This window comes from Ectothiorhodospira shaposhnikovii (genome assembly GCF_047222355.1).
Classification (GTDB): domain Bacteria; phylum Pseudomonadota; class Gammaproteobacteria; order Ectothiorhodospirales; family Ectothiorhodospiraceae; genus Ectothiorhodospira.
Genome location: NZ_CP178333.1, coordinates 455,284 through 480,607, shown reverse-complemented (window position 1 = coordinate 480,607; position 25,324 = coordinate 455,284). Strand labels below are relative to the sequence as shown.

Here is a 25,324-nt window from a genome sequence, read left to right as displayed (position 1 = left end):
TTCCTGCATTGCGGACGCATCGCGAGAGATCCCATGGACACACTGCTCATCATCAAGACCGGTACCAAGATCGACTCTCTTCAGGACTTTCCCGGGGATTACGAAGACTGGATCGCCGCCGGCATGGACTGGCCCCAAACCCAAACGAAGGTGGTGGATGTCCAGGCCGGTGATCCGCTGCCGGCACCGGGGGACGTTGTCGGCGTGGTCATCACCGGCTCCGGCGCCATGGTCACGGAGGAGGCCCCCTGGATCCAGCAGACCGCCGACTGGCTGGCGCGCGCGGTATCAGCCGGTGTGCCGATCCTGGGGATCTGCTTCGGCCACCAGATCCTGGCCCACGCCCTGGGCGGCCGGGTGGACTGGAATCCCCGGGGGATCGAGGTGGGCACGGTGGAGGTCCGGCTCCACGGCGAGGCCGCCGAAGACCCCCTGTTCTCGGTGCTGCCGGGCCGGTTCTACGGCCAGGTCAGCCACAGCCAGTCGGTGGTGGCGTTGCCGCCCGGGGCGATGGCCCTGGGCGAGAGCGACATGGAGGCCCACCAGGGGTTCGTGGTGAACGGGTGCGCCTGGGGGGTGCAGTTTCATCCGGAGTTCGATGAACGCATCACCCCCCATTACGTCATGTACTACCGGGACCGGCTGGCGGAACAGGGGCGGCAGATCGACGGCCTGCTGGCCAACATCCGGCCGACCCCGGAGAGCAGTCGGGTACTGCGGCGGTTCGGGGAGTGGCTCAAGACCCCGCGCTGACCGGATTTCCCTCCCGTTTCCAGCGCCGCCAGAGCCCCTTTTCCAGTTCCACCAGCAGCAGTACGAACACACCGTAGCCCAGGATCAGGCCCCAGTGCTGCAATGACAGCGGCGCGCTCTGGAACAGCAGGTTCATCCACGGTGTGTAGACGAACAGGAGCTGGACCATCCACATCGCCCCGATCCCCCACCAGATCCAGGGATTGGAAAACGGATGGGTGCGAAACACGCTGCGGGAGAGGGAACGGCAGTTGAGCAGGAAGAAGCTCTGCACCACCACGAACAGGCTCACCGCCAGGGTGCGGGCCTCCTCCAGGCTCGCACCCTGGGCCAGTGACCACTGGAACAGACCGAAGGCCCCCACCAGCAGCAAGGCACTGACCGAGAAGATGCGGCCGATGATTTCGCCGCTGAGGATCGGCGCATCGGGCCGACGGGGCGCCCGGGCCATGATCCCCGGCTCCCGGGGTTCGAAGGCCAGCATCAGGCCCAGGAACACCGCCGTGGTCATGTTCAGCCACAGGGCCTGCACCGGCAGCACCGGCAGGGTCAGGCCCAGCAGGATGGCCACCATGATCACCAGCCCTTGCCCCAGGTTGGTGGGCAGGACCCAAGTGATGAACTTGATCAGGTTGTCGAAGACGTTGCGCCCCTCCTCCACCGCCGCCTCGATGGAGCTGAAATTGTCGTCCGCCAGCACCATGTCCGAGGCATCCCGGGACACTTCCGTGCCGTTGATCCCCATGGCGATGCCGATGTCGGCCCGCTTGAGGGCGGGGGCATCGTTGACCCCGTCACCGGTCATGGCCACCACATGGCCCCGGGCCTGCAGGGCCTCCACCAGCCGAAGCTTCTGCTCCGGCGCCACCCGGGCAAAGACCGAGACCTGGTCGGCGGCCTTGCTCAATTCATCCGGCGGCAACTCCGCCAACTGGCGCCCGGTCAATGCCCGTCGCTGATCCTTGTCTTCATCCCGGATGATGCCGATGCGTTCGGCAATGGCGCGGGCGGTGAGGACATGGTCGCCTGTGATCATCTTCACCCGGATGCCGGCCTTGCGGCACAGGGCCACGGAATGGATCACTTCCTCCCTGGGCGGATCGATCATGGCCTGCAGGCCCAGGAAGATCAGCCGATCCTCGTCCTTGTCCGGGTCGGGAACATCCAGCCGGTTGGCATCGGTCTCACCCATGGCAAAGGCCAGCACCCGCAGACCCTGGGCCGCCAGCGCCTCCGCTTGTGCCTGTAATTGTTCCCGATGGATCGGTACCCGCTCTCCCTCGGCATTCATGGCCCGATTGCAATGGGCGATCACCCGCTCCGCCGACCCCTTCATGTAGACCCGGTGGCCCTCATCATGGCGGTGCAGCGTGGCCATGTACTGTCGATCCGACTCGAAGGGAATGACATCGACACGGTGCAGCCGACCACGCATGTCGTGACGGTCGAACCCGGCCTTGAGGGCGCTGGCGATCAGTGCCCCTTCGGTGGGATCGCCGTGGACGCTCCAGCGACCGTCCCGTTCCACCAGCTCACTGTCATTGCTCAGCAGGCCGGCCAGCAGGCAATGGTACAGGGCCTGATGGTGAGCAGCGGGAGCCTCGACCGGGCTGCCGTCCCTCAGAATCCGGCCTTCGGGATTGTAGCCGCTCCCGGTGAGTTCGAATTCCGTATCGGCGGCGATGATCCGCTGCACCGTCATCTGGTTCTCGGTCAGGGTGCCGGTCTTGTCGGAGCAGATCACGGTGGTGGACCCCAGGGTCTCCACCGCCGGCAGCTTGCGGATGATGGCGTTGCGCAGGGCCATGCGGCGTACCCCGATGGCCAGGGTGATGGTGACCACCGCCGGCAGTCCCTCCGGGATGGCGGCCACCGCCAGGGCCACGGCGGCGATGAAGGTGTCCACCCAGTCCTGGCCGTAGAGCAGGCCCACGCCGAAGGTGATGCCGGCCAGCACCAGGATCACCCAAAGCAGGATCCTGCTGAAGGCGTTGATCTTGCGGGTCAACGGGGTTTCCAGGGTGACGGCGTCATTGATCATGCCGGCGATCTTGCCGGTCTCGGTACGATCGCCGGTGCCGATGACCACGCCCCGGCCGGTACCGTAGGTCACCAGGGTGCCGGCAAATCCCATATTGCCGCGATCCGCCAGCACCGTGTCCCGGGCCAGCTGTCCGGGCTGCTTGTCCACCGGCACGGACTCCCCGGTGAGGGCGGACTCGTCGATCTGCAGATCCCGGCAGGACAACAGACGCAGATCGGCCGGGACCTTGTCGCCGGAAGCCAGCAGGACAATGTCGCCGGGCACCAGATCGGCGGCGGCAATGGTGATGCGGCTACCGTCCCGGACCACGGCGGCGGATGAGGAGAGCATGCCCTTGAGGGCATTGATGGCATCCTCGGCCTTGGACTCCTGAACGAAACCGATGACGGCATTGATGAGGACGACGCCGAAGATGACCGCGGAATCGATGTATTCCCCAAGCGCCAGGGTCACGGCCGAGGCGATGAGCAGGATGTAGATCAGGGGATTGTGAAACTGCAGCAGCAGGCGCTTAAGCCAGGAGGTCTGCCGGGCCGCCGTCAGGGTGTTGGGGCCGTGGGTGGCCAGACGTTCGCGGGCCTGCTGTTCCGTGAGACCGTGCTGCTCGTGGGTGTCCAGGGTTTCGAGCACTTCGTCATGGTGCAGGTGATGCCAGAGATCCTTGAGGGGAGTTTCCATGGATTGCGTCTCGGTCGGGTGACTGTGTGCGGGTCCATCCAAAGGACGGGACAAGGTAGCGCAAGCGCGGCCTATCCGGGCGGCAGCAGCAGACCGTCCAGAATACGACGGATCATGGCGGGCGTATCCTTCAACAGATCAAAGTATTCCGGCTCCAGCAGCCACGCATAGAACAGGCCGGTGAAATAAAGTTCCAGGGTGAGCTGCCCCATTTCCGGCGTCACCCCGGGGCGCAGTCGCCCCGCCGCCTGGGCCGCCTGGAAACATTCCAGCATGACCCGGGCCGCCCGGCGCCGCCCTTCCAGTTCCGCATCCCGCCAGACCTGGTTGTCCGCCTCCCGCTCCCGACGGTGAAAGACGATGGTATACACCCGCTGCACCTGGGCATCGCCGGCCAACGTCTCCAGCGCCGCAAGACAGAGCCGTTCGATGACCTCGGCGGGGTCCGCGTCAGGCTCCCGGACGAATTCGTCCCGCAGCCGTTCCAGCGGCAGACGCACCCGGTCCAGCATGGCCCCGTAGAGGGCCGCCTTGTCGCGGAAATGCCAGTAGATGGCCCCCCGGGTCATGCCCGCCTCGCGCGCGATGGCCTCCAGGCTGGCCCGGGAAACCCCTTGTTCCAGAAAGACTTTTTCCGCCGCATCCAGCAACAGGTTTCGTGTCTGTTCGGCTTCTTCTTTGGTGCGTCGCATGGTTCCCGCGCTTGACAGTCAGAATTTCGGACCTATTATACATGCACGTCTGTATGTTTCTGTAAACACCCCCGCTCCGGAGACTCGCTCCATGTCCACCCCCTCCCGTACCCGCCGGGCCCTGCCCGCCGCCGGCCTGACCGCGACCCTGCTCGCCGCCCTCTGGCTGTCCGCCTGCGGCAGCGGCGACGAAGCCGCGGGTAACGGGTCCGGCGGCATGCCCCCGCCGCCGGTGACCCTGAGCACCCTGACCACGGAGGATGTGAAGGTCCGTGGCGACTACGCCGGGCGGGTGCGCGGCTCACGGGAAGTGGAAGTGCGCGCCCGGGTGGACGGGATTCTGGAAGAACGGCTCTACGTGGAAGGGCAGGCCGTCGGCCAGGGCACTCCGCTGTTCCGCATCGACCCCGAGCCTTACGAGATCGCCCTGAAGATGGCCGAGGCGGAACAGGCCAACGCCCAGGCCGGGCTGAATCAGGCGCAGCGGGAATGGAACCGGATCTCCGACCTGTATCAGCGCAACGTGGTCAGTACCCGGGACCGGGATCAGGCCCTGTCCGAACTGGAACTGGCCCGCGCCCGGGTGGATCTGGCCCGTGCCTCGGTCGCCGATGCCCAGCGTAATCTGCGCTATACCACTGTGGTGGCGCCCATCGAAGGCACCACGGAACTGGAAAGCCTGCCCGAGGGGAGTCTCATCAGCCAGGGCACCCTGCTCACCTCCCTGACCCAGCATGATCCCGTCCATGTGCGTTTCTCCCTGCCGGAGCAGGATGCCGCCATCCAGCGCACCGCCCGCCAGGCCATGATGGGGCGCGAAGAAGTCCAGAGCCACGAGGTCCAGTTGCTGCTGCCCGACGGCAGCCTGTATGAACACACGGGCCAGGTGGACTTCACCGACAGCAGCATCGATCCCCGCACCGGCACCGTCTCCGCCCGCGCCGTGTTTCCCAACCCGGACCGTCTGGTGGTCCCTGGTCAGTTCGTGCGGGTGCGCATCATGGTGCAGGAGCTCAAGGACGTGTTCCTGATCGATCCGACCGCGGTCAGCCAGGACCGGGACGGCCCCCGGGTCTTCCTGGTGGACGATGAGGATACCGCCCACGCCCGGCACGTGCGTCTGGGACCGATGGTGGATGGCCGGCAGGTGATCCTGGACGGGCTCTCGGCCGGTGAACGCCTGGTGATCAACGGCCACGTGGGCCTGCGTGACGGCGTCAAGGTCTCTCCCGTGAACGCTCAGGGACGGGACCAGTAATGTTGCGCTTCTTCATTGATCGGCCGATCTTTTCATCCGTCATCTCCATCATCATCATCGTCGCGGGGCTGGCCTCGCTGCGGGCGCTGCCCATCGAGCAGTACCCGGACGTGGTGCCGCCCCAGATCGTGGTCCAGGCCAGCTACCCCGGCGCCAGCGCCCAGGTGCTGTCGGAGTCGGTGGCGGCGCCCCTGGAGCAGGAGATCAACGGGGTGGACAACATGATCTACATGGAGTCCTCCAGTACCGACGCCGGCACCATCCAGATCACCGTGACCTTCGAGATGGGCACGGACCCGGACCAGGCCGCCATCAACGTCAACAACCGGGTTCAGGCCGCCCTGCCCCGCCTGCCCCAGCAAGTGCGCGACCAGGGGGTGCGGGTACAGGCCCGCTCCACCAACATCCTGCTGGTGACGGTGCTCAGTTCCCCGGACGGCCGTTACGACCCCATCTTCATCAGCAACTACGCCCTGCTCAACGTGCTGGACGAGTTGGTACGCCTGCCCGGCGTGGGAGATGCTTCCCTGTTCGGGGCTCAGGACTACTCCATGCGCATCTGGCTGCGGCCGGACAAGCTGGCCCAGTTCGATCTCACCCCGTCCGACGTGGCCAACGCCATCCGGCAGCAGAATGCCCAGTTCGCCGCCGGGCGCCTGGGCGCCGAACCCGCCCCGGTGGATCAGGCCTTCACCTTCACCGTGACCACCCGCGGACAGCTGGCGGACCCGGCGGAATTCGAACGCATCATCCTGCGCGCCCAGCCCGACGGCAGCACCCTGCGACTGGGAGACGTGGCCCGGGCGGAACTGGGGGCGCAGAACTACGCCTTCTCCGCCACCCATAACGGCCGGCCCACGGTGCCCATGGGCATCTACCTGCAGCCCGGGGCCAACGCCCTGGACACGGCCCGGGCAGTGCGTGCCGCGCTGGGTGAGCTTTCGGAACGTTTCCCGGAAGGGCTGACCTATCACATCCCCTACGACACCACCGAGTTCGTGGAGATCTCCATCCGCGAGGTGTTCATCACCCTGTTCATTGCGGTGGGTCTGGTGATCCTGGTCACCTTCCTGTTCCTGCAGCACCTGCGCGCCACCCTGATCCCGGTGGCGGCGATCCCCGTGTCCCTGATCGGCACCTTCGCCGGCATGCAGGCACTGGGGTTTTCCGTCAACCTGCTGACCCTGTTCGGACTGGTGCTGGCCATCGGCATCGTGGTGGACAACGCCATCATCGTGATGGAAAACGTGGAACGCCTGATGGCGGAAAAGGGCCTCAAGGCCCGCGAGGCCTCGATCCAGACCATGCAGCAGGTGGCGGGCGCCGTGGTGGCCTCCACCCTGGTCCTGGTGGCGGTGTTCGCGCCGGTGGCCTTCCTCGGCGGGCTGACCGGCGAGTTGTATCGCCAGTTCGCGGTGACCATCGCGGTCTCGGTGGTGGTCTCGGGCATCGTCGCCCTCACCCTCACCCCGGCCATGTGTGCCCTGTTGCTGGACAAGCAACCCCACGCGCCCAGCGCGCCGTTCCGCCTCTTCAACCGGCTGTTTGACCGCATCACCGACGCCTTCGTGGCGACGGTGGCCTTCCTGCTGCGCCGCTGGATACTGGGTGTGGTGCTGTTTGCCGGCTTCACCGGTAGTGCCGTGTGGCTGCTGGAGCGCATGCCCACGGGACTGGTGCCCCAGGAAGACCAGGGGGTTTCCCTGGTGGTGGCACAGTTGCCGCCGGTGTCGGCCCTGGGACGCACCGAACAGGTGCGGGACACCCTGTCCGCCCAGCTCATCGGGCAGGAGGAGATCCAGGACTTCACCTCGTTTGCCGGCTTCGACATCATCGCCGGCTCCCTGCGCACCAATGCCGCCGTGGGCTTTGCCAACCTGACCGACTGGAATGATCGCCAGGGTGAAGGACAGGATGCCGCCTCCATCGCCCGCCGCGTCATGGGCATGGGCATGGGGATTCAGGAGGCCAATGTGTTTGCCTTCATCCCACCCCCGATCATGGGCCTGTCCCTGACCGGCGGCGTGGAAGGCTATCTGCAGGTGCGGGGAGACACCAGCCCGGCGCAGATCGAGGCCCTGGCGCAGAAACTGGCGGCTCTGGGCAACGAGCGGCCGGAACTGACCAACGTGCGCAGCACCCTGACCACGGGCATCCCCCGCTACCACGCCGAGGTGGACCGGGAGAAAGCCATGGCCGCGGGCGTGCCCATCACCGAGGTCTTCGATGCCATGCGCAGCACCTTCGGTTCCCTGTATGTGAATGACTTCACCTATTCAGGACGTCTGTGGCAGGTGAACCTGCAGTCCGAAGGTGAGTTCCGCAGCCAGGCCGACGACCTGCGTCGGGTATTCGTGCGCTCCGGCAGCGGCGACATGATCCCGCTCAGTTCCCTGGTGACCCTGGAACGCACCAGCGGCGCGGACATCATCAACCGCTTCAACATCTTCCCGGCGGCCAAGATCCTGGCTGACCCGGCACCCGGCTACACCACCGGCCAGGCCAAGGAGGCCCTGGAGGCCGTGGCGGCGCAACTGAATCAGGACGCGGACACCGTGCTGGGCTGGATCGGTGAGGCCTACCAGCTGGATGCGGGGGCCGGGGCCGGCGGTGCCGCCTTCGCCCTGGGAATGCTGATGGTATTCCTGATTCTGGCGGCCCAGTACGAGCGTCTGACCCTGCCGCTGGCCGTGGCCTCGGCGGTGCCCTTCGGGGTACTGGGGGCGGTGATCGCCTCCTTTGGTCGGGGCTTCCCCAACGACATCTATTTCCAGGTGGGCTTGCTGGTGCTGATCGGTCTGGCGGCGAAGAACGCCATCCTGATCGTGGAGTTTGCGGCCCAGAACCGGCGCGAGGGAATGTCCACCACCGAGGCCGCCACGGCCGCGGCACGGCAGCGTTTCCGTGCCATCGTGATGACCGCGTTCACCTTCATCGTCGGCAGCCTGCCGCTGGTGTATGCCAGCGGTGCCGGCGCGGCCAGCCGTCAGGAGATCGGCACCGTGGTGGTGGGCGGCATGCTGGCGGCCAGTACCCTGGCCCTCCTGTTCGTGCCGCTGTTCTATAAACTGCTGGAGGACATGGCCGACTGGTGGAGGGCCCGTCGCGACCAGGCACCGCTGGAAAGCCGGTAAGTCACTGGCCTTGTACCGGCGGCATCAGACGCTGCGCTCCCTGCGCCAGCGCCTGGTGCCGCTCCGGGATCCAGGCATCCGGGCCAAGCAGGGCGTCCAGCCCCAACTGGGCCAGCCGCGCCCTGGGCTGGTCCTGCACCCCGGACATGATCACCTGCACACCCCCGTCCAGGGCACCCCGGATGGCGGCCTCCAGGGCCACCGCCGTGGTCACGCCCAGATGGGGTACCCGAGCCAGATCCACCACCAGCACACCGGCCCCTTCCAGCTTGGGTTCCTGACGGGTGATCGCCTCCGCCGCGCCGAACACCAGGGGACCGCTCAGATGCAGGATCTTCAAGCGCCCCTTGCCCTGGGCCAGCAGCGCCCGTTCCTCCGGTGACAGGTCGGCGCAGCGACCGTTGGTGTCGTTATCCTCGGGTCGCCGGGGCGGCAGGATGCAGACCGACTCCGCCTGCACGTCCGCCAGTCGCCGGATGGTCATCACGTTGGCCACGAACAGGCCGATGGCCACGGCGGTGATCAGATCCACGAACACGGTCATGGCGATCACCCCGTAGAGGATCAGGGCACCCTTGGGAGACACCCGGTGGGCACGGCGCAGAAAGCGCCAGTCGATGATGTCCAGCCCCACCTTCACCGCGATTCCGGCCAGCACCGCCAGAGGGATGTTGGCGGTGAGTCCGGCGGCCCAGATCACCACCACGGCCAGGATCAGGGCACGCACGATACCGGACAGGGCCGAACGCCCGCCGGCCTGGATGTTCACCACCGTCCCCATGGTGGCCCCCGCCCCCGGCAGGCCCCCGAACAGACCCGAGGCCAGGTTGCCCATGCCCTGCCCCACCAGTTCCTTGTCCGAGTTCGATTCATGGCGGGTCATGCTGGAGGCGATGACGGACGACAGCAGGGCATCCACGGACCCCAACAGGGCCAGCACCAGGGCGTCCACCACGATGATCAGCCACTGTTCCGCCGTGAACACCGGCAGTTGCAGGGAAGGCAGCCCGGTATTGATGGGGCCGATCACCCTTACCTGCTCACCGCCCAGCCAGTACATGACCGCCAGCGTTCCCAGCACCAGCACGATGAGTTGGGGCGGCAGATAGCGTTTCAGGCGGGCCGGCATGAACAGCAGGATGGCCAGGGTGGCGCCACCCAGCAGCAGTTCCAGCGGATCAATGGCCGCCAGCAGGCCGGGCAACCCCTGCAGGGTGCCGATCACCCCCCCCGCCGGGGTGGCATGCCCGAGCAGGCCGGGCAACTGCAGGATGATGAGGATGATGCCGATGCCGGTCATGAACCCGGAGATCACGGTGTAGGGCATCATGGTGACGTAGCGTCCCAGCTTCATGGCCCCGAAGGCCATCTGGAACACGCCGGTGAGCATCACCACGGTGAAGGCCATGGCCATGCCCTGCTCCGGATTGGCGGCGATCAGGGAGGCGATCACCGCCGTGAACACCACCGTCATGGGGCCGGTGGGTTCGGAGATCAGGGTGGGCGTACCGCCGAACAGGGCGGTGAACAGGCCGATCAGGATGGCGCCGTAAAGCCCCGCCTCCGCGCCGGCGCCGGAGGCCACGCCGAAGGCCAGGGCCATGGGCAGGGCGATCACCGCCGCCGTCACGCCGCCGAACAGGTCTCCCTTCAGATTGTTGAACCGGATCTCGTTGAAGACTCGCATCTGGGCTTCCTCATTGAGTGGCCCCATTATCGAAGGGGATTCAGTTCAACAATAATCGAATTTCGTAAATGGACTCATATCATTGAATCTATGAGTACTCCGGATTCGGGCATCGCCATGCCTGAACAGGTTCCCGAGTGTATGAAGGTCGGTCATTCCCGTAACCTGATCCGTCATTCCCAGCACTTGATCCGTCATTCCCGCGAAAGCGGGAATGACGGTGTAAAAGGGCACGGGCGCAGACGTGCAGACGTGACGCTCACTCATCAAATGTCATCACGACCTTCCCACCCATACATAGACTCCTGTCAATCCATTAAATAGAAACAATCGATTTATAGATATACCCACTCCTGCTGTAGCTTTCCCATAGAGCAAACGTCGCCTTCCCGTCAGAGGCGGGGCACAGACCACAGGAGCTGATGACCATGAGCGTGAAGACCTACGACGCGGGTGTGAAAGAGTACCGCGAACTCTATTGGACCCCGGACTACGTCCCCCTGGATTCCGACCTGCTGGCCTGCTTCAAGGTCACCGGACAGCCGGGAGTGCCGAGGGAAGAGGTGGCCGCCGCCGTGGCCGCCGAGTCCTCCACCGGGACCTGGAGTACGGTGTGGTCCGAACTGCTCACCGACATGGAATTCTACAAGGGGCGAGCCTACCGCATCGAGGACGTGCCCGGCGACAAAGAATCCTTCTACACCTTCATCGCCTACCCCATCGACCTGTTCGAGGAAGGCTCCATTGTCAACGTGCTCACCTCCCTGGTGGGTAACGTCTTCGGTTTCAAGGCCCTGCGCCATCTGCGCCTGGAAGACATCCGCTTCCCCCTGGCCTACGTGAAGACCTGCATGGGTCCGCCCAACGGCATCCAGGTGGAACGGGACAAGCTCAACAAGTACGGCCGCCCCCTGCTGGGCTGCACCATCAAGCCCAAGCTGGGCCTCTCGGCCAAGAACTACGGCCGCGCCGTCTATGAATGTCTGCGCGGCGGCCTGGACTTCACCAAGGACGACGAGAACGTCAACTCCCAGCCCTTCATGCGCTGGCAGAACCGCTTCGAGTTCGTGGCCGAGGCCGTGGCCGCCGCCCAGGCGGAAACCGGCGAACGCAAGGGCCACTACCTTAACGTGACCGCGCCGGACCCGGAACAGATGTACGAGCGGGCCGAGTTCGCCAAGGAACTGGGCCAGCCCATCATCATGCACGACTACATCACCGGCGGCTTCTGCGCCAATACCGGCCTGGCCAAGTGGTGCCGCAAGAACGGCATGCTGCTGCACATCCACCGGGCCATGCACGCGGTCATCGACCGTCATCCCAAGCACGGCATCCACTTCCGCGTCCTGGCCAAGTGCCTGCGCCTCTCCGGCGGCGACCATCTGCACACCGGCACCGTGGTGGGCAAGCTGGAAGGTGACCGGGCCTCCACCCTGGGCTATGTGGACCTGCTGCGGGAGTCCTTCATCCCCGAAGACCGCTCCCGCGGGATCTTCTTCGACCAGGACTGGGGCTCCATGCCCGGGGTGTTCGCCGTCGCCTCCGGCGGTATCCACGTCTGGCACATGCCCGCCCTGGTCACCATCTTCGGCGACGACTCCGTGCTGCAGTTCGGTGGCGGTACCCAAGGCCATCCCTGGGGCAATGCCGCCGGCGCCGCCGCCAACCGGGTGGCCCTGGAGGCCTGCATCAAGGCCCGCAACGAAGGCCGTGATCTGGAGCGGGAATCCCGCGAGATCCTTACCGACGCGGCCCGTCACAGCCCCGAACTGGCCATCGCCATGGAGACATGGAAAGAGATCAAGTTCGAGTTCGACACCGTGGACAAGCTGGACGCGGGCTGATCCCGCGCACCGGGCCGGATCACTCCCCCTTCCGAACATGAGGACCTGCAGACATGCCTTTCCAGAACACCATGGGTGACTACCAGACCCGACAGACCCTGGAAACCTTCGGTTTCCTGCCCCCGCTGACCCAGGAAGAGGTCTTTGACCAGATCGCCTACATCATTGCCCAGGGCTGGACGCCGGGCATCGAACATGTGCATCCGGACTTTTCCATGAACCACTACTGGACCATGTGGAAGCTGCCCTTCTTCGGCGAGGTGAACCTGGACCATGTGGCCGCCGAGTTGGAGGCCTGCCATCGGGCCTACCCGGATCACCATGTGCGGCTCACGGGCTACGACAACTACACCCAGTGCCAAGGCGCATCCTTCGTGGTGTTCGAGGGGCGGCGCTGATCACGGACCAAGGCAGACCACGAGCGGGGAAAGACCATGGCTAACAGACCATCCAGCAGTTCCAGCGGGCGCCAGGCCGCCCTGGCGCGCCGCCAGGCCCTCTCCAGCCGGGGCAAGGGCAGCACGGGTGCCGCCCCTCGACCAGCGGCCCCACGGCCGGCGCCGGAACCGGCCGTGAGCCGGCCGGCACCCCGTGCCCGCCTGTCCGCGCCGACGGCGACATCCCCCGCTCGTGGTCGTGCCACTGCCGCCCGCCCCGTGGTCGCCGAGGCTTCCGGTCGCGCCCAGGCACTGGCCCGCCGTGCCGCCCTGTCCCGGGCCGGCAAGCGGGCCGACACCTCCAGCGACCGGGTCCGGCAGGCCCCCGTGGCCGCCACGCCGGACACCGTTCAGCCGTCCACGGCCTCCGGTTGCCAGTGCGGCGGGCAATGCGGCCGCAACGACGAATCCGCCACACCCCGGACCGAGCGGACCGTGACCCGCAGTCATTCCCTCTCCCGTCGGAGCAGCGACCGTACCGGAAACGGCACCGCCCAGGACCGTCGCCGGAACGTACCGCGCCGCAATGCCCCGAACACCCAGCCGGCCGGACGCCTGCAGTCCCGGGCCCGGCGCGCCGCCCTGTCCACCCGGGGCAAGTCGGCCGCCGGCACCCCCGCCTCGGCGGCCAGCCTGGCCCGGCAGGCCAATCCCCGCCTGTCCGGGCGGGAACTGGCCCGCAGTGTGCGGGCCCAGCGCAGCCAGGGCGGTGCCATGGGTACCCGTCGCACCGCTCCGGCCGGACGCACCCGGCCCGGCCGGTCCGGACCGGCCCAGGATCAGCCCTGGAAGGTGGGGCTGTCGGAAACCGCCGCAGGCCAGTCGGTGACGGGTACCCGGGTGGGGCGTAGCCGCAGTGTGACCGGTGATGACTCGGGCACCTGCCGCGCCGTCACCGGCACTGAATACCTGGGTGCGGAGATCTTTCACGAATTCTGCCAGACCACCCCGCCCAACCGGCCGGAAAAGGTGCATGTCACCCGCACCGGTCAGGGCAGTCGGGTGACCGGCAACGAACTGGGCCGTGGCGCCCGGGTGACGGGCAACGAGCCGGGCACCTGCCGCCGTGTGACCGGGAACGAGTACGTCGGCCAGGAGCAGTACGAACAGTTCTGCGACACGCCGCCGCCGGGACCGACCCAGCCGCCCAAGGTGACCCATGCCACCACCGCCCGGGGTCGCACCGTCTCCGGCAGCCTGCCCGGCCGCTCCCGTCAGGTGACCGGCGACGAACCGGGCACTTGTCAGGCGGTGACCGGCACGCCCTACACCAGCCCGGAACAGATCGCGGACTATTGCCCGCCCGAGGCCCAGGCCCGGATCGAGCAGCGGACTTCCCTGGCCGCCCAACCCGGTCAGCCGGATTTCCCGCAACCCCTGGAAACGACGCCGGGACAGGGTTTCACCGTCACCTCGCCGGCCCGTCAGGTAGAGCGTGAACGGCGCAGCGTGGGCGTAACCGGTACCCGCTATGACCAGCAGGGCGGTCGCATCACCGGCCCCTTCGACATGGCGGCGGACAAGATCACCGGTACCGATCAGGCCCGTCCGGAACGGCTGCCCGCCGCGCTGGGGGATCTGGACGCGGGTTTGCCGGAGGCGGCATCCACCGACTTTGATCCCCAGCCGGAAACACCCCGCCGTGCCCGTATCACCGGGGAAGGCCAGTCCAGCGGCAGCAAGATCACCGGCGATGACTGGGAACGGGGCGACCGGGTGACCGGCACCGAGGGCAGTTCCGCCCGCCGCCGCAATCCCACCCGGCCCGGTCTGATGGGTGCCATGCCGGCCGTCACCCACAAGCGTAACCAGGATGTGCCGCCGCCGGTGAGTCGCGTGACCGGCAGCAGCGGCAATACGGAAAAAGGATCACTGGTTACCTACTCAGGCGGCGCCCGGGGCTGACCCGCACGGACCCTGTCCCTTCAAAACCACTGAAACCACCACTGAAACCGACCCACACGAACCAGAGACCGACACACCATGCTCACCCGCCGCCGCTCACACCGTGACAGTCTGATCTGGGCCACTGCCCCGACGGTTCGTCGTCATGGCCGCGGCGCGGCATCCACCCAGCCCTCGCCGATCGCCCGGACGGAGCCGCCGTCCGAGGCGATGCCGGTGCGGGAAGCGCATCCCCGGCATGTGCATCGGGTTTCATCCCCGGCCGGGAACGGTCGGTCCCAAGCTCAGTTGCATCCCCTCACCGACAAGGCGGCCAACCACCGGCTCCAGGCCTACGAAACCGCGGTGAAGTCATCCTTCGACCGGATCCTGCCGCTGTTGCGGGAACTGGCCGGACTGCAGCGGGAAAAGGGCTTTGTCGGCAAGGCCCAGGCCCTGGCGGAACAAACCCTGGGATTCCGGCTGCCGGATCATCTGCTGGCGGATGCCTGGATCAAGGGACTGGATCTGCCCCGCCTCCACGCCGCCTGTCTGTTCGAGACCTACTGCCGCATGGCCGATGGTTTCTTTGCCCACGACCCGCTCAAGGGCCATGACACCCGGGCATTCAATACCTTCCTGCAAGGCTGTGGCTTTCACCTGATGGACGTCACGCCCTGTGCCGACGGTCGTCTGGCCCACGCCATCAGCTATGTGCTGCGCCTGCCCTTCGGCGCGGTCAGACGGCGCTCATCCGCCGGCGCCCTGTTCGACGTGGAGGACACGGTGAGCAAATGGGTGGAGGTGGAGCATGCCCGCTACCGGGCCGGCACGCCCAACACCGCCGATGCCCCGACCCGATATCTGAAGACGGTGATCTACCACTTCAGCTCCCGTCATCCCGCCCACGAAGGCTGCGCCGCCCACGGCTCCGACGATACGGCGGCGGCCCGGGCCGGTCTGGAACGTTTGCAGGCCTTCCGCCAGGCGGTGGAAAACGGATTCTGCTGCGGCGCCTCCGTCGCCCTGCTGCTCATCGGCCTGGACACGGATACCGATGCCCTGCGCATCCATGTCCCCGACGCCGGTGGGCACATGGACCTGCAATCGGGCCTGGATACCCGTGACATCTACCGTCAGACCCTGTCCATGACGCCGGAGGCCGCCCGCGGCCACATTCTGGAGCAGGTTCGCCGACACGCCCCCGCCGCACCCGACGAAGGCATGGTGAAGCTGATCGCCCATCTGGTGGAACACAACCTGTCCCAACTGGACTACGTGGACCGCCGTCACGGCGGTGCCTACCCGGACCAGGGCCACGCGGAGCGCTTCATGGGCGTGGGCATCGGTTTCGAGGAGATCCAGTTGCGCAACCTCACCTTCTTCGCCTACCTGCACACGGTGGAGGAAGGTGCCGCCGACCTGGATGTGGGATGCCGCATCCTGGGGGGACTCAATCACCCCCACGGCCTGCCCATCCCGGTGGTGATCCGATTCGACTACCACGGCCAGGTGCCCGGCGCCCGGGAGCGGGCCATCGCCCGCTGCCTGCAGGTGGACCGGGCCATGACCGAACGCTACGCCCCCCTCGTCCGGGACGGCCTGCTGCACCGCCTGCTGGTGGTGCGGGACTGTGACACCCGCGGCGGTCTGGAGCGGGTGGCCGCGTCCACGGACCCAAGCGGACAAGGAGGACACTGATGAAGATCTGTCAGGTGGAACGCCCGCTGGTATCCACCAACCGGATACCCGGCTTTGAACACAAGCACCTGCTGGTGGTGCGCGACGGCAGCTCCCGTCAGGTGGCGGTGGACTCCGTGGGCTGCATCCCCGGTGACTGGGTGATCTGCGTGGGCAGCTCGGCGGCCCGGGAGGCCGCCGGCAGCAAGGAGTTTCCCAGCGACCTGACCATCGTCGGCATCATCGACCGCTGGCCGCCGGAAAACGAAGCCGGCGGCGGGGAGTCGAGCTGATGGAAGTCCGGCAAGTGGTGGGGTCGGTGGTCTGTACACAGCGAATTCCGGGGCTGGCCCATGTGGATCTGCGTCTGGTGCGGGACCCCCAGGGCCGCCAGGCCGTGGCCACCGATCCGGTGGGTGCCCGCCCGGGTGACTGGGTGTTCCTGGTCAGTGGTTCCGCGGCCCGCTATGCCATGGGCAACGCGGACATCCTCACCGACCTGACCGTGGGCGGGGTGATTGACCAGTGGGAACCGGCATGACGGGGATTTTGACAACGATGATCCGAAACAACACAGGAGAGACACCATGAGTGGCGACAAATACGGCATTGCCCTGGGGATGATCGAGACCCGCGGCCTGGTCCCCGCCATCGAGGCGGCCGATGCCATGACCAAGGCCGCCGAGGTACGGCTGATCGGGCGGGAGTTCGTCGGCGGCGGCTATGTGACCGTGCTGGTGCGCGGCGAGACCGGCGCGGTGAACGCCGCCGTGCGGGCCGGCGCCGATGCCTGCGAGCGGGTCGGTGACGGCCTGGTGGCCGCCCATATCATCGCCCGCCCCCACCGGGAGGTGGAGCCCATCCTGCCCGTGGGCGGCCCCAGCACCGAATGACCCGGCAATCGGGATGAACACACATCAAAGTGAATGATCGGAGAGACGAAGATGGCCAATGACAACTACGGTATCGCGCTTGGGATGATCGAGACCCGAGGCCTGGTGCCCGCCATCGAGGCGGCGGACGCCATGACCAAGGCCGCCGAGGTGCGGTTGATCGGACGGGAATTCGTGGGCGGCGGCTATGTGACCGTGCTGGTGCGCGGCGAGACCGGCGCGGTGAACGCCGCCGTGCGGGCCGGCGCCGATGCCTGCGAGCGGGTGGGTGACGGCCTGGTGGCCGCTCATATCATCGCCCGTCCCCACCGGGAGGTGGAGCCGATCCTGGGCAAGACCGGCGGTAGCGCCGCCTGACGATGATGGGACGTCCGGTGTCATCCGGCCGCATTCATCCCCGCATCCCCGGCTATCTCGGTCGCGCCCTGAGCCTTGAGTTTTCGGCAGTCCAGCAGTACATGACCCAGGCCTCGCTGGTGGAGGCCTGGGGCCTGCCGGAAGCCGCGGCACGGTTGCGCCGGGAGATGGTGGAGGAAATGCACCACGCCGACCGTCTCACCCAGCGCATGCTCGCGCTGGGGTTCGCCCCCGCTGCCTCCCAGCTGCGTCCGGCCCGCGCGGGCGGTGACCTGGCAGCCCTGCTGCGGGAAGATCTGCGCCTGGAACGGGAGATCATCGCGCTTTATCAGGATGCCGTGACGTGCTGCCGCCGTCTGGGTGACGCCGGCCACGAAGACTTCTTCGCCGCGCTGCTGGAAGAAGAGATCCATGGATTTCATGGACTGGAACAGTGGCTGGCGTCGCTGGCCCCGACACGGCATCATGATTTCGGAGATCGTGTCTATTTCTGAAGGAGAGCTGCCCATGCATCCCGACTGGACCCGCCGTGAACGCCCGTTGCGACTGGAGCGCCGTCTGGCTTTTCCGGACTACGAGGCCACACGCCGCTTTCTGGAACAGGCCGGGGCACTGTCGGAACAGGAAGGGGTGTACCCCGACATCAGTTTCGGACGCACCTATGTCAACATCACCCTGCATGCCGACGACAACGCCACCGAACTGAGCGACGAACAACGCCGTTTCGTCGACGCCCTGGATGCCTTCCAGCCCACGGACACCAACGAGGCGCACCCATGACCGAACCCAAGCACGAGCAATCACCGCCCACGGCTGGCGCAAAGCCCTCGGCCCCCGCCTCATCCGCCGATACGACCCGGGCCAATCCGGAAGTCACCCACACGCCCACGGCACAGGGTAGTCCGGCCACGGCCACGCCCCGGCGCCGTCGGAGCCCGGCCACGGCCGGCAAATCCGGCCCGTCCACCCGCAAGCCACAGCCCCGAACCGCCGACACCGGATACCTTCCGGGCCGCCGGGTCTGGCCCGACTGAGTGACCCTCATGGACGAGCGACACGACACCGGCACGGAGGATGCGGGATCCCAGGATGAATCGCGCCAGCCGGACATGCCCAACCGGTTCATCCGCCACGCCAGCCTGCGGCAGTTGCAGATCCTGGAGGCCATCGTCCGGCTGGGCAGCTTCACCCGGGCCGCGGAAGAGCTGTTCCTGACCCAGCCCACCGTCTCCATGCAGATCAAGAAACTCTCCGAGACCGTGGGCGCGCCCCTGTTCATGCCGTCGGGACGCAACGTGGAACCCACCGAGGCAGGCCGGGAGGTCTATCAGGCCGTCAGGGGCATCCTGGACACCCTGGCGGACCTGGAAATACGTCTGGCGGATCTCAAGGGCCTCAAGCGGGGCCGGTTCCGCCTGGGCGTCATCACCACGGCCAAGTATTTCGCCCCGGAGATCCTTGGGGCCTTCTGCGAGACCTACCCCGGCATCGATGTCTCCCTCAAGGTCAGCAACCGTGACCGCATCATCGAACGGATGCTCAACCATGAGGACGACCTGTACATCTTCGGCGAACCGGACTCCATCGGCCTGTCCGTGGAGGCCACCTATCTGGCGCCCAACCCCCTGATCATTGTCGCCCGTGCCGACCATCCCCTTGTCGGGGAAAAGAACATCCCGCTGGAGCGGATCATCCAGGAGCGCTTCATCCTGCGCGAGCCGGGCTCGGGCATCCGGGATGCGGTAACCCGTCTGTTCAGCAAGCACGGCCTCAAGCCCAACGTGCGCATGGAACTGGGCAGTAACGAGGCCATCAAGCACGCCATCATCGCCGGCCTGGGAATCTCCACCCTGTCCCTGCACTCCCTGAACCTGGACGGCGGTGCCGGACGACTCACCATGCTGGATGTGGAAGGCTTCCCCATTCAGCGTGCCTGGTACCTGGTCCACCCCAAGGGACGGGACCTGTCACTGATCGCCCGGGCCTTCCTTGCCTTTGCCGTGGAACGGGAGGCCGAGATTCAGGCCTCGCTGGATCGGACCGATGCGGCCTTGCGCCTTTCCAGTCCGTCCGCCTGAGCCCCGACGCCGCCGGCGTGACACCGGCGGTCCCGACCGCTGTGTCCTTGGCTCAAGAGCCCTGCCATCGCTGGTGTTATCATGCATAAAATCAAGACCGGCGACCCAGAACATGCAGGTGCACACCTACCCCATCGAGGAACGCATCCAGTGGCTGATCAACCTGTCCCGCAAGCATTCGGAACTGTTCTGTAGCCCGGCGGCCTCTCTCGCCCGGGATCGCTATCTGGCACGGCATTCCACCCGCATCGCCGTGCTCAAATGCATGGACGGGCGCATTCACATCCCCCACGCCACCCGCACCCCGCTGGGCATCATCCGCCCTTTCCGCAACCTGGGCGGACGCTTTGATCTGGGCTGGCCCTTTCTGGGCAAGCTGATCGCAGAGATGGCGCAGGATGCGGCTTCCGCCGGGCATCGGGTGCTGCTGATGATCACCTATCCCGGGGCGATTGTTCGCGGGGCTGTGCCGGTTTCGGCTACGACACCGAGGCCGCCATCGCCCACACCCATCAGATTCGTGCTCAGGCAGAGGCCCTGTTCGGCCGTGACCGGCAGCAGGTGTACCCGCTGGTCTGCGGCTTCGAGACCGATAGCGATGCCCTGATCATCCACGGTGACCGGGACGAGGTGCTGGATATCAGCCGTCTGGAGACGGAGAATGCCGCGGATCTGGAAGGTCTTCTGATGCCGGTCTGTCCCGACATGCCGACGGAAGTGCGGCGGGATCTGTTGCCCCTGCTGGAGGGTAACCTGGCCCATGTACAGTCCCTGCGGGGCGTGCCCCGGGAGCTGGACATCCAGCATCGGGAATGGGCCATCTGCGTCGGCCGGGGGTTCGACTTCCTGCACGTACCCAACACGGCCCTGATCATCGGCCCCTACAGCCCGGATCTGTCCACCCCCGTGCACAAGGCCGCGGGGATCATCGAGGACAACATGGCCGCGGGACGGATACCCGATGACGGCTTCATGCTGCTGACCTCGGCGCCCTATGAGGAGATCGGCCCGGACCGGGCGCGGGCCATGCTGGAATCCCGCTTCCTCACGGATTTTGCCCGCGAGGTCATTCGCAAGGATTTCCCTGAGCTGGCCCGCCGCATGGTGCCCCACACGGCGGTGGTGAACTGGCGTACTCGCGGGCTGGAACTGCTGGATTAAAGTCCGTGGACCTTGAGTTTCGCCCTGAGGGTATTGCGAGAGATGCCCAGTTCTTCCGAGATCCGGCTGCGATTGCCCTCGAAGGCCTCCAGCAGACTGCGCAGGGTCAGGGCCTCGAATTCCTCCAGCAGGTGCCGCACCTGCCCCCCGGCCACCGCCCGCTTCACCAGTGATTCCAATCCACCACCCGATCCGACCTCGTGACCGGCCGGGCACTCGCCCGCCGCCCCGACGACGAAGGGAAAGCCGGTGATGCCGCCGACACGGGTTCGCACCGCGGCCTGATAGACGAGATTCTTCAATTCCCGCACATTCCCGGGCCAGTGATAACTCAGGGCAGCCGCCTCCGCCTCCTCGGAGACCTCGGTGATCTTGAGACCCAGACGCAGATTGGCCTCAGCCACGAAGGCACGTACCAGGGAACGGATGTCGTCGGGCCGCTCACGCAGGGGCGGGATGCTGATGGGGAACTGGGCCAGGCGATAATACAGGTCGCGCCGGAACCGTCCGGCCTCCACCTCGGCCAGCAGATTCCGGTTGGTGGCGGCAATGATGCGCACATCGGCGGAACGGGCGGATGCATCCCCCAAGCGGTGAAAATGCTTGTCTTCCAGAAAGCGCAGCAGCTTCGCCTGGAAGGTGGGCGACATGTCGCCGATCTCATCCAGCAGCAAGGTGCCTCCTTCCGCCGCCTCGATCTTGCCGATGCCGTCATTGACGGCGTTGGTATAGGCCCCGCGGGCATGGCCGAACAGTTCCGCTTCCAGCAGACCTTCGGGGATGGCGGTGCAGTTGATGGCCACGTAGGGACCGCCGGCCCGGGCGGAGTGACGGTGAATACAGTAAGCAGAGACCTCCTTCCCCACCCCGGTCTCGCCGGTAAGCAGGACGTTCAGGTCATTGGAGGCCGCCACCCCGAGTTGCTTGAAAACCTCCACCATCTTGGGAGAGGAGCCGAGGATCGAGGGACAGTCCTCCCGGATGACCTCGTCCACATGGGCGCTCAGGCTGCTGAGACGGGCCTGCTCCAGGGCGGCCATCAGCCGATCGGTATCCAGTGGCTCGGGCAGAACATCCAGCGCCCCCATCCGGGTGGCCTGCACCACCTGCTCCGGTAGCAGACGATCCCCCACCAGGATCACGGACCGGGTGTTGCCGCTGTCATGCAGGGCCTGCAGTACCGGCAGTCCCGGGGCCCGGGTACCGCTTTCCCGTACCAGCAGAACCTCCGCGGACTCACTCACGGGGCCGACGACCTCTTGCGTCGGTCGATGCTCGCATGCCAGTCCCTGTGCCGTGAGAAGTCGTTCCACTGCCTTGCCTTGAGCACTGCAGTCCCAGCCGATCAGAATGACATTGCCGCTCATGGTGTCCACTCTTCTCTCCTCGCCCCAGGTCGCATGTCGGCCGTTTTTCTCAAGGCGCCGGGTACATGGCCCGGCACTCTTTCGGCCTTTGATTATTGTCAAATGTGATGGACATATAACCACAAATAAAATGACTGTCAAGTTACAGGGTCTTTATGCCGGCCCGGGATGCCACCTCCAGCACCAGGAAATCCGTGGAAAAACTCCAAAAAAAACCCCTCCCTGGAAAAATCATTGGGAGGGGTCAAAAGGACGAACACCTGTCATGGCCGGGGGACTGAAAGCCCCCCGGTCATCCCATCACCGAGGCCGAATGTCATGGACCTGGCTGATGTCCGCGTCACCGCCGGGACCGTGGCAGGTCAGGCAGTTTTCGCCGCCAGGATCCAGGTTGTTGATACCGGCGGACATGGAACCACCCCGGGGCTGGATATGGTTCTCAAACCAGTCCGGATTGGTGTGGCAGGAGGTACAGACCGAGGCAATCGGGCTGAACTTCCGGTGCTGCTCCAGGTTATTCAGCTCGTTATCGGCACCGAAGGCCACCGCACCGGCATTGGCGAAGTTGCCGGTCTCCCAGTCGAAGCTGCGATGGGTGGAACCAATCACCCCCTCGGCCAACGGCAGCTTGTAACTGTCGTTGACGTGGCAGGTATTGCAGTTGGCAATGCTGCCCGGGAAGTGATGGGCGTTCTCCCACTGACCATCCTCATCTCCCCGCGGAGCCGGACCGCCGAATACCAGGGCACGCAGCTGGATGCCGTCCGCCCCCATGTTGGCCCTGTGGATGTGATGGATCATGCGCTTGAAGTCCTTGGACTCCTCAAGCTTGCCATCGAATTGCCCCTCCACGCCCCGGCGTGCCGCGTGGGAAATGTCCGTATTGTTGGGATTGTGGCAATGGACGCACAGCTCCGGGTTGTTGCGGCGGTTGCCTCCGTGCTTGGCGAAACGGATATGGCAGGACCGGCAGGTGTCCTCCACATCCACCACCTGACGCCGAGGCGTCGGAACCGCGTTGCCGATGGCAAAGGTGGTCACCCGATGCAGGGCGTTGACGATGGGCGTGCGGCTGTCATCCCAGACGCTATCCACCGCACCCAGGGCATCCAGCGGCACCACCTGATGCTGCACCGCAATGGAGCCGGTGCCGTTTTCGGGCATGGTGTCGATGATGGAGGACACATCCAGGGTCACCGTGTAATACCCGCTCCCCGTGGGTCCGGCAATGGTGATGTTGCTGCCCGAGCCACTGGTCCAGCAACCGGCATTACAACCAAAGTCCGTGGTACGACCCGGCCAGTTGTTATTGACGTCGCTGGAGTGGGTGAAGTCGGCAAAACCTTCCTCGCGCCAGCCCATGACGAAGCCCAGGGAGAAGGTGGCATTGACGTCGTGTCTCAGGTAGACGTTCTTGGCGTCATCCCGCACCCGCAGGCGGAAGGTCACGGTCTCGGCGGCCGGATCCAGGGTGGCCGGTTCCAGCTCGATCCGGAGCTGGTCCTGGCGAATGCCCGCCCGGGTGAAACTCAGGTGGGCCCGGGTCACGCGAACCCGGTTGTTGCCGCCCTGCTCGATCCCCCGCAACCCGATGTTGGCGGCATCGCCGACAGGGGTCTGGTTGTGACAGCCGCCACAGTTCCCAGTGACAAACAGGGAACTACCCAAGGCGCCGGCCAGGGTGCCGTCACCCTGCCATCCGGTATCCGGATTGAACCCGGTCCGGTGGCCGCTGCGCCAGTCTCCCCTCGGCCCTTCGGTTGAGGCCCCAAAACGCTGGGCCAGCAGAGCCGGCAGGGTCTCATCCGGATGAACGCCACCCGGCAGCGCCACGTCGGCATCGGAGAAGTTGTACCAGAACACGTTGTCGTGGCAGGCGGCGCAGGCCTCGACGGTACGGGTGGGACCCCACCAGTTGTCACCGTCCGGGGTCACCCTCGCCAGCTTCTGCTTGGCCAACAGATCCTCGCCGCCGGCGATCAGCACCAGCTCGTCCCGGGTCTCCTGACCCATGTGACACTTCACGCAATTGTCGATGCCGAAGGAGGCCTGACGTGGGATCGGGTTGCCATTCGGCAGGACGCCGTGGGAGGCATAGTTGCCCACATGACCGATGTTGCCATTGTCATGCACGGCCTGAGGGAATCGCAGCTTGCTGAAGTCGTTGTTGCGGATGAAATAGGGCACACCGGCACGCACGCTGGGCAGTGACTGTCCCCGATGGATTTTGTGCACCATCTGCTTGAAGTCGATGCTGCGGCCGCTGACCGGATCCACGCTGCCCGGGTTGTGACAGGTGACGCAGTACTGGGGCTCCACCCGGTTGCCGCCATGCTTGCGCAGGGTGCCGTCGTGGCAGGTGTTGCAGCTGTCGAGGGAAATCATGTCCCGGGTGGCATCCACCCCATGGGTGGGACGCTCGCCGGTGGCCGGGATGAAGTCATACCAGGCGTTGGCCACCAGGCCGCCTCCCAGCTGCATGCCCACCCGGTGGGTCCAGTCGTCGTTGTATTCCACCGTATAGGTCAGGGTATTGCCACTGCCCTCGATGCGAACCCCCCGGGGCAGCGTGGTGCCATCCGCCCAGGAACAGCGGATGGCCTCGCCCAGCTCAGTCTCTGCCTGACGGCGATCGGAGAATTCATGGCTATCATGAGAGCCATCTTCCACGCAGCGCCACAGCTGACCCACGTTCTCGCCGGTGATGGTCCGGCTGGCCTGATTCACATTGAGATTGTAGGTGTAGCGATACTCGCCGTTGCCCAGATTCTCCAAGGTACCGTTGTTCTCGATATTCCCTTGAATGGCATTGCCGAACATGGGCGCCCCGGTGGGATTGTTCTCCGAGACCGCCAGCATCCACCCGGAATCGGCCACCGGACGTTCCCGGGTGATGTAGTTCACCCAGTCATAGCCCTGACCATACCGGCTCCTGGGGGCCAGCTTGGCAAAGGTGAAACTGGCCGCGGACAGGTCGGTGATGGGCGCACCCCGTCCATCCAGCAGGGTGAATTCCACCACCGGATGCCCCTCATTGTTGACCTGTGCGCTAGTGATGCGCAGATCCGGGCCGGCGGCCGAATCACCCGGCAGCGCCGGCAGACCACCACCGCCACCACCGCCGCCGGTGGTGGTTTCATCAAAACCACTGTCGCTGGCTAGACAGCCCGTCAGCACCAGGGCCAGCAGGGTGACCAGGGCCAGATGCATGCCGTTCCTCACGACGACATTCATGCGGCCATGAGACCGACCTTGCCCCACCTCACTGAGAGTGACCGGGGGTGAAGATCCCCCACCGGTGAAGTATTCCATTTTCGATCGTCTGATTCGTGCCATGCTCCCCACCTCCAGGTTGATTCGCCGTGGACGCTCGCAGC

Annotated in this window: 22 protein-coding genes; 17 read left to right on the top strand and 5 right to left on the bottom strand. The window is 66.0% G+C overall.

What is annotated here, in order from left to right; all coding sequences use genetic code 11:
- The first annotated feature begins 33 nt into the window (after positions 1-33).
- Complete coding sequence (locus ACLF6L_RS02055; protein ID WP_238617736.1) at positions 34-753, top strand: glutamine amidotransferase; 720 nt, start codon at positions 34-36, stop codon at positions 751-753.
- Here ACLF6L_RS02055 and ACLF6L_RS02050 read toward each other — a convergent pair.
- Positions 737-3,475, bottom strand: a complete 2,739-nt coding sequence (locus ACLF6L_RS02050; protein WP_412852245.1) for a cation-transporting P-type ATPase — start codon at positions 3,473-3,475, stop codon at positions 737-739. The two genes, ACLF6L_RS02055 and ACLF6L_RS02050, sit on opposite strands and share 17 nt — an antisense overlap.
- Positions 3,476-3,546: 71 nt before the next feature.
- Positions 3,547-4,167, bottom strand: coding sequence for a TetR family transcriptional regulator (locus tag ACLF6L_RS02045; protein WP_412852244.1), 621 nt, complete (start codon positions 4,165-4,167; stop codon positions 3,547-3,549).
- 91 nt (positions 4,168-4,258) lie between these two features.
- On the opposite strand from ACLF6L_RS02045, the gene ACLF6L_RS02040 reads away from it, so the two are divergent.
- Both ACLF6L_RS02040 and ACLF6L_RS02035 read left to right on the top strand, forming a co-directional pair.
- The gene (locus tag ACLF6L_RS02040) at positions 4,259-5,425 is read left to right on the top strand and encodes an efflux RND transporter periplasmic adaptor subunit (protein WP_412852243.1); all 1,167 of its coding nucleotides are present in this window, start codon (positions 4,259-4,261) and stop codon (positions 5,423-5,425) included.
- Positions 5,425-8,559 (top strand): efflux RND transporter permease subunit, encoded by a 3,135-nt coding sequence (locus tag ACLF6L_RS02035; RefSeq protein WP_412852242.1) that lies wholly within the window; start codon positions 5,425-5,427, stop codon positions 8,557-8,559. Before ACLF6L_RS02040 ends, ACLF6L_RS02035 begins: the two co-directional genes overlap by 1 nt.
- Before the next feature lies 1 nt (position 8,560).
- Here ACLF6L_RS02035 and ACLF6L_RS02030 read toward each other — a convergent pair whose 3' ends face one another.
- On the bottom strand, positions 8,561-10,246 hold the full coding sequence (locus ACLF6L_RS02030; protein ID WP_412852241.1) for a SulP family inorganic anion transporter: 1,686 nt from the start codon (positions 10,244-10,246) through the stop codon (positions 8,561-8,563).
- A 428-nt stretch (positions 10,247-10,674) separates the two neighbouring features.
- Here ACLF6L_RS02030 and ACLF6L_RS02025 point away from each other — a divergent pair, with 428 nt between their 5' ends.
- The 14 genes from ACLF6L_RS02025 (at position 10,675) to ACLF6L_RS01960 (ending at position 20,580) form a co-directional block, all read left to right on the top strand.
- Complete coding sequence (locus tag ACLF6L_RS02025; protein WP_238617742.1) at positions 10,675-12,090, top strand: form I ribulose bisphosphate carboxylase large subunit; 1,416 nt, start codon at positions 10,675-10,677, stop codon at positions 12,088-12,090.
- 53 nt (positions 12,091-12,143) lie between these two features.
- Positions 12,144-12,488, top strand: coding sequence for a ribulose bisphosphate carboxylase small subunit (locus ACLF6L_RS02020; protein WP_090208164.1), 345 nt, complete (start codon positions 12,144-12,146; stop codon positions 12,486-12,488).
- A 36-nt stretch (positions 12,489-12,524) separates the two neighbouring features.
- Positions 12,525-14,432, top strand: a complete 1,908-nt coding sequence (locus tag ACLF6L_RS02015) for a CsoS2 family carboxysome shell protein (protein WP_412852240.1) — start codon at positions 12,525-12,527, stop codon at positions 14,430-14,432.
- A gap of 78 nt (positions 14,433-14,510) precedes the next feature.
- Positions 14,511-16,112: a carboxysome shell carbonic anhydrase gene (locus ACLF6L_RS02010; RefSeq protein ID WP_412852239.1), complete on the top strand. Its 1,602-nt coding sequence runs from the start codon at positions 14,511-14,513 to the stop codon at positions 16,110-16,112.
- Entirely contained in the window at positions 16,112-16,384 is a 273-nt protein-coding gene (locus tag ACLF6L_RS02005) for a carboxysome peptide A (protein ID WP_200171834.1), read from the top strand. Before ACLF6L_RS02010 ends, ACLF6L_RS02005 begins: the two co-directional genes overlap by 1 nt.
- A complete protein-coding gene (locus ACLF6L_RS02000) occupies positions 16,384-16,632 on the top strand; it encodes a carboxysome peptide B (RefSeq protein ID WP_238617745.1) in 249 nt (82 codons plus the stop codon). Before ACLF6L_RS02005 ends, ACLF6L_RS02000 begins: the two co-directional genes overlap by 1 nt.
- Before the next feature lie 46 nt (positions 16,633-16,678).
- Entirely contained in the window at positions 16,679-16,984 is a 306-nt protein-coding gene (locus ACLF6L_RS01995) for a BMC domain-containing protein (RefSeq protein ID WP_090208150.1), read from the top strand.
- A gap of 51 nt (positions 16,985-17,035) precedes the next feature.
- Complete coding sequence (locus ACLF6L_RS01990) at positions 17,036-17,341, top strand: BMC domain-containing protein (RefSeq protein ID WP_200171838.1); 306 nt, start codon at positions 17,036-17,038, stop codon at positions 17,339-17,341.
- A 2-nt stretch (positions 17,342-17,343) separates the two neighbouring features.
- Positions 17,344-17,835: a ferritin-like domain-containing protein gene (locus ACLF6L_RS01985; RefSeq protein WP_238617747.1), complete on the top strand. Its 492-nt coding sequence runs from the start codon at positions 17,344-17,346 to the stop codon at positions 17,833-17,835.
- A gap of 13 nt (positions 17,836-17,848) precedes the next feature.
- Positions 17,849-18,121, top strand: a complete 273-nt coding sequence (locus tag ACLF6L_RS01980) for a 4a-hydroxytetrahydrobiopterin dehydratase (RefSeq protein WP_238617748.1) — start codon at positions 17,849-17,851, stop codon at positions 18,119-18,121.
- Positions 18,118-18,375: a hypothetical protein gene (locus tag ACLF6L_RS01975; RefSeq protein ID WP_412852238.1), complete on the top strand. Its 258-nt coding sequence runs from the start codon at positions 18,118-18,120 to the stop codon at positions 18,373-18,375. The genes ACLF6L_RS01980 and ACLF6L_RS01975 overlap by 4 nt, the downstream gene beginning before the upstream one ends.
- 75 nt (positions 18,376-18,450) lie before the next feature.
- Positions 18,451-19,419, top strand: coding sequence for a LysR substrate-binding domain-containing protein (locus ACLF6L_RS01970; RefSeq protein WP_412852733.1), 969 nt, complete (start codon positions 18,451-18,453; stop codon positions 19,417-19,419).
- Positions 19,420-19,531: 112 nt separating this feature from the next.
- Positions 19,532-20,026, top strand: a complete 495-nt coding sequence (locus ACLF6L_RS01965) for a hypothetical protein (RefSeq protein WP_412852237.1) — start codon at positions 19,532-19,534, stop codon at positions 20,024-20,026.
- The gene (locus ACLF6L_RS01960; protein ID WP_412852236.1) at positions 19,981-20,580 is read left to right on the top strand and encodes a hypothetical protein; all 600 of its coding nucleotides are present in this window, start codon (positions 19,981-19,983) and stop codon (positions 20,578-20,580) included. Before ACLF6L_RS01965 ends, ACLF6L_RS01960 begins: the two co-directional genes overlap by 46 nt.
- On the opposite strand, the gene ACLF6L_RS01955 is transcribed toward ACLF6L_RS01960, so the two are convergent.
- Both ACLF6L_RS01955 and ACLF6L_RS01950 read right to left on the bottom strand, forming a co-directional pair.
- Positions 20,577-21,947: a sigma-54-dependent transcriptional regulator gene (locus tag ACLF6L_RS01955; protein WP_238617869.1), complete on the bottom strand. Its 1,371-nt coding sequence runs from the start codon at positions 21,945-21,947 to the stop codon at positions 20,577-20,579. The genes ACLF6L_RS01960 and ACLF6L_RS01955 overlap by 4 nt on opposite strands.
- A gap of 300 nt (positions 21,948-22,247) precedes the next feature.
- Entirely contained in the window at positions 22,248-25,181 is a 2,934-nt protein-coding gene (locus ACLF6L_RS01950) for an OmcA/MtrC family decaheme c-type cytochrome (protein WP_412852235.1), read from the bottom strand.
- Positions 25,182-25,324 lie beyond the last annotated feature (143 nt).